The 5914-nt window shown below is 69.5% G+C and carries 7 protein-coding genes and 1 pseudogene; 3 read left to right on the top strand and 5 right to left on the bottom strand.

The window, feature by feature from the left end; translation table 11 throughout:
- Positions 1-389: 389 nt before the first annotated feature.
- The 4 genes and pseudogenes from ligD to ACX28W_RS43500 all read right to left on the bottom strand — a co-directional run bounded on the left by ligD (position 390) and on the right by ACX28W_RS43500 (position 3119).
- Complete coding sequence (gene ligD, locus ACX28W_RS43485) at positions 390-1412, bottom strand: non-homologous end-joining DNA ligase (protein ID WP_459005620.1); 1023 nt, start codon at positions 1410-1412, stop codon at positions 390-392.
- Positions 1409-1761: pseudogene (locus tag ACX28W_RS43490) on the bottom strand (hypothetical protein). The gene ligD and the pseudogene ACX28W_RS43490 overlap by 4 nt, the downstream one beginning before the upstream one ends.
- A 368-nt stretch (positions 1762-2129) precedes the next feature.
- Positions 2130-2825, bottom strand: coding sequence for a UdgX family uracil-DNA binding protein (locus ACX28W_RS43495; protein ID WP_459005621.1), 696 nt, complete (start codon positions 2823-2825; stop codon positions 2130-2132).
- Positions 2826-2837: 12 nt separating this feature from the next.
- On the bottom strand, positions 2838-3119 hold the full coding sequence (locus ACX28W_RS43500; protein ID WP_459005622.1) for a DUF6479 family protein: 282 nt from the start codon (positions 3117-3119) through the stop codon (positions 2838-2840).
- A gap of 117 nt (positions 3120-3236) precedes the next feature.
- On the opposite strand from ACX28W_RS43500, the gene ACX28W_RS43505 reads away from it, so the two are divergent.
- Positions 3237-3608, top strand: a complete 372-nt coding sequence (locus ACX28W_RS43505) for a helix-turn-helix transcriptional regulator (RefSeq protein ID WP_459005623.1) — start codon at positions 3237-3239, stop codon at positions 3606-3608.
- Between the two features lie 199 nt (positions 3609-3807).
- Complete coding sequence (locus ACX28W_RS43510) at positions 3808-4095, top strand: ANTAR domain-containing protein (RefSeq protein ID WP_459005626.1); 288 nt, start codon at positions 3808-3810, stop codon at positions 4093-4095.
- A 269-nt stretch (positions 4096-4364) separates the two neighbouring features.
- On the opposite strand, the gene ACX28W_RS43515 is transcribed toward ACX28W_RS43510, so the two are convergent.
- Positions 4365-4976, bottom strand: coding sequence for a TetR/AcrR family transcriptional regulator (locus ACX28W_RS43515; RefSeq protein WP_459005624.1), 612 nt, complete (start codon positions 4974-4976; stop codon positions 4365-4367).
- A gap of 164 nt (positions 4977-5140) precedes the next feature.
- On the opposite strand from ACX28W_RS43515, the gene ACX28W_RS43520 reads away from it, so the two are divergent.
- The gene (locus tag ACX28W_RS43520) at positions 5141-5713 is read left to right on the top strand and encodes an ester cyclase (protein WP_459005625.1); all 573 of its coding nucleotides are present in this window, start codon (positions 5141-5143) and stop codon (positions 5711-5713) included.
- Positions 5714-5914: the final 201 nt, after the last annotated feature.

A 5914-nucleotide genomic window follows, 5' to 3' on the forward strand; every position in this document is an offset into this window, starting at 1 on the left:
CATCGCGTCGACGCCCTCCTCCGCCTTGCAGCTCGACGCACCAGACCCCGCTCACCTGCGCCGACAAGGCACCGCCGCTTCCCTCCGACCTGATCCGCCGGACAGGCCCTAAGCGCCGACCAGCACCAGCGAGGGCCGGGTATCCGCACCGCCGACCGTCCCGGTCCTCGCTTCGCCAGGCCCTGCGGGAGCGACTCCGGTGAGGCCATCGCCCCCGTGACCGCCCCGGCGTCCCGTGAGTCCCCACTCGCGCCCATCGACACGAGGACGAACCCCCGACGGGGCAGCAAGGGCATCGGCGAGATCGGGTTCGTCGGTACGGCGGCGGCCATCGGCAACGCCGTCCACCACGCCGCCGGTATCCGTTCTTCAGTCCGCCCTGAGTCCGTTCATTCCGCGGTGAGCGCGGAGGGACCTTCGCGGACGACATCCCCCGCGGTCTTGTCGTCGCGCAGGCCGAGGAAGCGTGGGTGGCGCAGCATGCCGTCTCGGGTCCACTCGGTGAAAGCGATCTGCCCGACGAGAGCAGGCTCGACCCAGTGGGGACGCACTTCGCGAACGCGGTCGGCGAACGGCGGCTCGGAGGTGCTCAGTTCATCGAGACGGGCGCGCAGCCCGAGGAGGGTGCGGCGGTCGAAGCCGGTGCCGACCTTGCCCGCGTAGCGGAGGCGGTCGCCCTCGTAGTAGCCCAGCAGCAGCGCACCGAAACCGACCCGGCTGCCGCCCGGTTCGGTGAAACCGCCGATGACGAACTCCTGGCCCAGCGAGCACTTGAGCTTCAGCCAGTCCGCGGAACGGCCCGGTCGGTAGCGGCTGTTCGCGCGTTTGGCGATCAGGCCTTCCCAGCCGTGGGCGCAGGCGTCGGCCAGCAGTTCCGCGCCGCCCTCGTTCCGGTGGGTCGTCATACGCAGCGGGGCGCGACAAGTCAGGGCACGGCGCAGCAGGGACTTGCGGGTGCGCAGCGGCAGCGACCTCGTGTCCGCGCCCTCCAGTCGCAGGAGATCGAAGACGTAGTACGTCACGGCGACATCGCTCGCTTCGATGTCCCGGCGCCTGCTCAGCCCCATGCGCTGTTGGAGGCGGGCGAAATCCGTGCGGCCGTGCGAGAACGCCACGAGCTCGCCGTCGATGGTGAAGTCCTTGCACAGCTGCGCGGCGAGCGCGTCGACGATCTCGGGATACGTGGCGTTGAGGCGTCTGCCGGTGCGGGAGAACAGCGTGACGCCGTTCCCGTCGCGGACGGCGAGGACACGGATACCGTCCAGCTTCCGCTCAAAAATCCACTCGCCCGGGAAGTCCCGCTTGTCGCTGAGCGTGGCGAGCATGGGATCCGAGGCCAGCTCCCAGCCCGGCCGTGCCTCGCGCAGCAGTGCGGCCTCCTGCGCGGGCAGCGTGCCCAGCAGATCGGTCATCGCCCCTCAGCTCCTTGTCTTTCCGCGGCGACCTGGTGGAGCGTACGGCCGCTGCGCACCGAGCCTGCCCGGCGCGGATCGGGGGTTGCCCGGCCGTCGGTGCGGGCCCGTTCGTCCTTGGCCTTCACCAGCAGCCAGGCCTCACCCTTACCGCCGCCCTCTCTGCCGTCCAGGACTTCAGCACGCCGCCGACCTGGAGACGGAAGTCGAAGTGCATCGTGCTCGCGTCATGGATCTGCACCACGAAGCGCGGCTCCTCGTCAGCGGCTCCTGGCCGGCCGCGGGGTTCCGCGGTCCTGTCGAAGTCGCGTTTGCCGCGATACGTTCGCAGCGGGTCCTTGTCAGCCACGTCGAGCCGCCTTCCCACGCCTTCCAGGGGATGCCGGCCCCGGCACGACGCACTCGCCGGGGCGCACGATGTCGCAGACCGAGTACCCGCCCGCTCCCGCCCGACCCCCGCGGCGGGTCCGGCCGCGTGCCGTCGACCGCCGGACCCGGGGAAGTCGTCAACGGTGCAGGGTGGAGGAGGACGTCGACGCGATGGGGGTCCCCCTGTTCGAGCGAAGCCGAGAACTTGGGGGAGTCGGCAACCGACGACAACCGCAGATCGGCGTGCCGGACCCCGCATCTCCGGCATGATCCGCCGGACAGGCCCTGGCCCTCACTGTTCGTCGTCAGTATCGGCGAGAAACTGGGACACGGCATCGGGCGCTGCTCTCAATGGCGTTTCCGCAACGCCCGCGCGGCGACTTCCAGGTCCGATACCAGGCCCGCGTACGCGGCTTCCCTGTCGTCGGAACGCAGCACGGCCGAGGGGTGAAGCGTCGCCACGACATAGCACTCGACATCCTCGTTCCGTCCCTCGTCCTCCGGCAGCGGAAGGAGTGTTCCGCGGTCCTTGGTCACGCGGAACGACCGTCCGAGCAGCGCTTTTCCGGCCGTCGCGCCGAGGGCCACCACCACGTCCGGCCGGACCAGGTGCAGCTCGGCGCGGAGCCAGGGCCGGCAGGCGGTCAGCTCCCGAAGGTCCGGCGCCTTGTGGATACGGCGTTTGCCGCCGTCGGAGAGGGTGAACTTAAAGTGCTTCACCGCGTTGGTGACGTACGTGGCGTCCCGGTCGATCCCGGCCTCCGTCAGGGCTTTGTCCAGCAACCGGCCGGCCGGGCCGACGAAGGACTCACCCTGCTTGTCCTCCTGATCTCCGGGCTGCTCCCCGACGAGGACGATCCGCGCCGTGGCTGCGCCGTTGCCGAAGACCGTCTGGGTGGCGTTCTCGTGGAGGGGGCAGCCGCGGCACTCCGCCGCCGCACGCCGGAGCGCGGGGAGGCCGCCCCGCTTCGGCAGGTAAGGGGTGGCGTCGTATGCGTCGGCCCCGGGGGCCTGGTCGGCGTGGGCGTCGTCGGATCGGCTCATTTTCCCACCTGGTCACGTCCTGCCAAGGCCGCCGCTTCCGAAGGAGCCCCTGGTGGCGGGGTCCCCTCGGGGAACGTCCTGGTTCTCGCTGCGTTTGCTTCCTGAAGCGTGGAGGTTGTGCGGCCTCAGCCGCTCGCTCTCGTCGGCAGCCTGTGGCACGTCGTCCGGCTCCCGCACTTCGCGGACCTCCCGGACCGGGCCGGAATCCGGCACCTTGGGCTGCTCGTCCGGCCGGGGCCGCCTCGGCTCCCGCCGCAGTACATCCTTCCCGGTCCCGGACCTGATGCCGCCCAAGGCATCCGCCGGACTCTGACCCCGCCAGCGTCCACGCCCTACCGTTCACCCATCAAGAGATACCGGAAAAACTTTTCACACTTTCCAATACGTGAATACTTCGTCTATCCTGAGGTGATGCGCGGAGCACCCGAGTCACATAAAGGCTGGACGTTCCTGACCAATCACGCCCGCGTGCTGGCCGCGATCGCCGAGGACCGCACCACCCGCATCCGCGACATCGCCGCACGCTGCCGGCTCACCGAGCGGGCCGTCCAGAAGATCATTTCGGATTTGGAGGAGGACGGGTATCTCACCCACACCCGGCAAGGACGCTCCAACGAGTACCGGATCGAAGAGGGGACCATCCTGCGGCACCCGGCAGACTCCGGGCCGACGGTGGCGGATCTCCTCGCCCTCCTTGCTCATCACGACGCCGAACACGGCAGCCGGAACCAGCAGTTGCAGACGGCACCCCCGCAGGCGCGCACCCCGGAAGGTGCCCGGTGACGACGTCGCCACGACCCTCGGGTGACGGACACGCCGCAGCGCCGGACCGGCTTTCGTAGTCGGCGTGACGGCACCGAATTCCTGGGCATGAGATGAATCGAACTGACGCCGGACTCCCGATACCCCGGAGGCGACGTTGACGGCCGAAGCGGACACGACACAGCAACTCCCCCAGCTTCCCGCGCGCCCGGAGACCTCCATGGACACAGTGCTGCGGCTGGAGGGAGAAAACCTCCAGCTCAAAGAGGCAGTGCGCTCGCACGCCGTTGTCGATCAGGCCATCGGGGTCGTCCTCGCAGTAGGACAGCTGACTCCCGACCAGGGCTGGGACGTGCTGCGGAGCACCTCCCAGAACACCAACATCAAGCTGCGGCACGTGGCCGAACTGATCGTCGACTGGGCGCGAACAGGCGAATTGCCCACCGAGATTCGCAGCCAGCTGGAGCACCAGCTCGGCCTCGACAGCGCCATGGGTGAACGCGAGTAGCTGCTCGTTTGCACCGTGCGGCGGTCCCGCTTGGCTCACCCGCTCATGAGGCGCCAAGCGGTGATCGTGACGCCAGGCGCTTCGGACCATGGACCACACGAAGATGAGGGGAGCCGGGTCCCCCCACGACGCCGCCGGCCTGGAGGCCGCCGGATCGTGCCGGCCGTCACGATGCCATGCCACCGACCGGCGTCCGGCGTCCGGCGTCCGGCGTCCGGCGTCCGGCGTCCGGCAAGCGTCGCCGGACAGACGACTTCCGGCGATCGATGTCAGCGAAGTGTGGCGACGGCAGTGCGGCACAGGACGTCCTCGGCGCGGTCCCATGACCAGCCGTTGTCGACCACGAGCGTTCGCCAGCCGGTGGGACCGAACCAGTACCAGAGGAGGTCGGCTGTCTCCTTCACCGAGTAGGGGGGCGGCGGAGTCAGGGTGTGCAGGTGCTGGGCGGTGGTGTGGAGTGCGTCCCGGTAGGCCGCGGTTGCACGCTCCCACAGGGCCTCGCCGTTCTCGTGGACGGGCAGTGCCTTGCGGATCGCCTCGTGCACTGCGAACTGACCCTCGTTGCCCATCCGCGTGCCATGGGCCAGGGCCTCCAGGACCGACTCCGGTGTTCGCAGGGCGAGCAGGTCCTTCATGGCCTGCTCGTAACCAGAGGCGATCACGCCCTGGTCGACGATGCGATCGAGGATGTCGCCCTTGCTCCCGACGCTCGCGAAGACGGTCTTCGAGGCGACGCCGGCCGCCGCAGCGATGCCGGCGACGGTCACCCGCCCGTAGCCGCGCTCGGCGAACAGCTCCGTGGCATGTCGAAGGATCAGTGCACGCGTCCGTGCCGCGGCCTGCTCGCGCAGCGGGGAGACGTACGAGCGCTTGGACGGCATGACGTCCATCCTAGGCCGATGAATTCATTAGGCGTGCTATAACCTCAATAGTAGGTGATCGATCTCGCACGCGGCGCGGGCCGCAACCGCGCCGCCCGCCCATCGGATCGATCGGCGTCACCCCACAGATCGCACAGCCGGCGAAAGGGATCAACGCAATGGGAATGAACACGACGGACCTGGCCCACGGACTCTTCCGGATCCTCGAGACAGGGGATCCGACTCTGGCCACCGACGTGGTCCACCAGGACTTCCGCAACCGCGAGGCAGCCGTGTCACCCACGGCCTGCGCGCTCCCCGGGCCGCCGGGAGTTCTCGCCTCCGGCGCGTGGATGCGCTCCGCCTTCGACGACTTGCGCTTCCCCGTCCTGGGCATCGCCCGCAACGACGAGCAGGTCTGGGTGCGACTTCGCATGCGGGGCCGCCACACAGGCCCCTTCGTCCGCTTTCGTGACGGCGCGCTCGACCAGGCCATACCCCCCACCGGACGTGACATCGACTTCGAACAGATCCACGTGCTCGAACTACGCGACGGCAAGGTGGTCGGACACGAAGCAGTGCGCGACGACATCACCATGCTCGGCCAGCTCGGCGTCTTCCCGCCCGCCCCGGCCACCGCGCTGCGCATGCTCGCCTGGCGGGTGAGCGGAAGAGCGGCACGCGCCGCCGCCCACGTGACCGCGGAAGCCGCCGAGGCGGCGAGCCTGCCGCAGGGCAACCCGGGACAGAGCCACTGAGCCCAAGGCTCACTGGCTTCGCTCTCGTCCGCGCCGGAGCCCGCTTCGAACGCGGACAGTTCGTCGAACGCCCCGCGGCCTCCGGCCTGATCCGACCTCGCGAGAACCGCTCGGGGGCAGCGGGCTAGGTGTATTGACCCGCAGGGTTGTTGACGCGGCTGATCGGGGGCTGGCCTTCGAGTGCGGTGTGGCAGCGATGGT

Source organism: Streptomyces sp. SD15 (assembly GCF_054462255.1).

Excerpts from the sequence above, each read along its gene's own strand:
- ligD (WP_459005620.1), bottom strand. The coding sequence starts at position 1,412 with ATGACCGATCTGCTGGGCACGCTGCCCGCGCAGGAGGCCGCACTGCTG.
- ACX28W_RS43510 (WP_459005626.1), top strand. The coding sequence starts at position 3,808 with ATGGACACAGTGCTGCGGCTGGAGGGAGAAAACCTCCAGCTCAAAGAG.
- ACX28W_RS43515 (WP_459005624.1), bottom strand. The coding sequence starts at position 4,976 with ATGCCGTCCAAGCGCTCGTACGTCTCCCCGCTGCGCGAGCAGGCCGCG.
- ACX28W_RS43495 (WP_459005621.1), bottom strand. The coding sequence starts at position 2,825 with ATGAGCCGATCCGACGACGCCCACGCCGACCAGGCCCCCGGGGCCGAC.
- ACX28W_RS43520 (WP_459005625.1), top strand. The coding sequence starts at position 5,141 with ATGAACACGACGGACCTGGCCCACGGACTCTTCCGGATCCTCGAGACA.
- ACX28W_RS43505 (WP_459005623.1), top strand. The coding sequence starts at position 3,237 with ATGCGCGGAGCACCCGAGTCACATAAAGGCTGGACGTTCCTGACCAAT.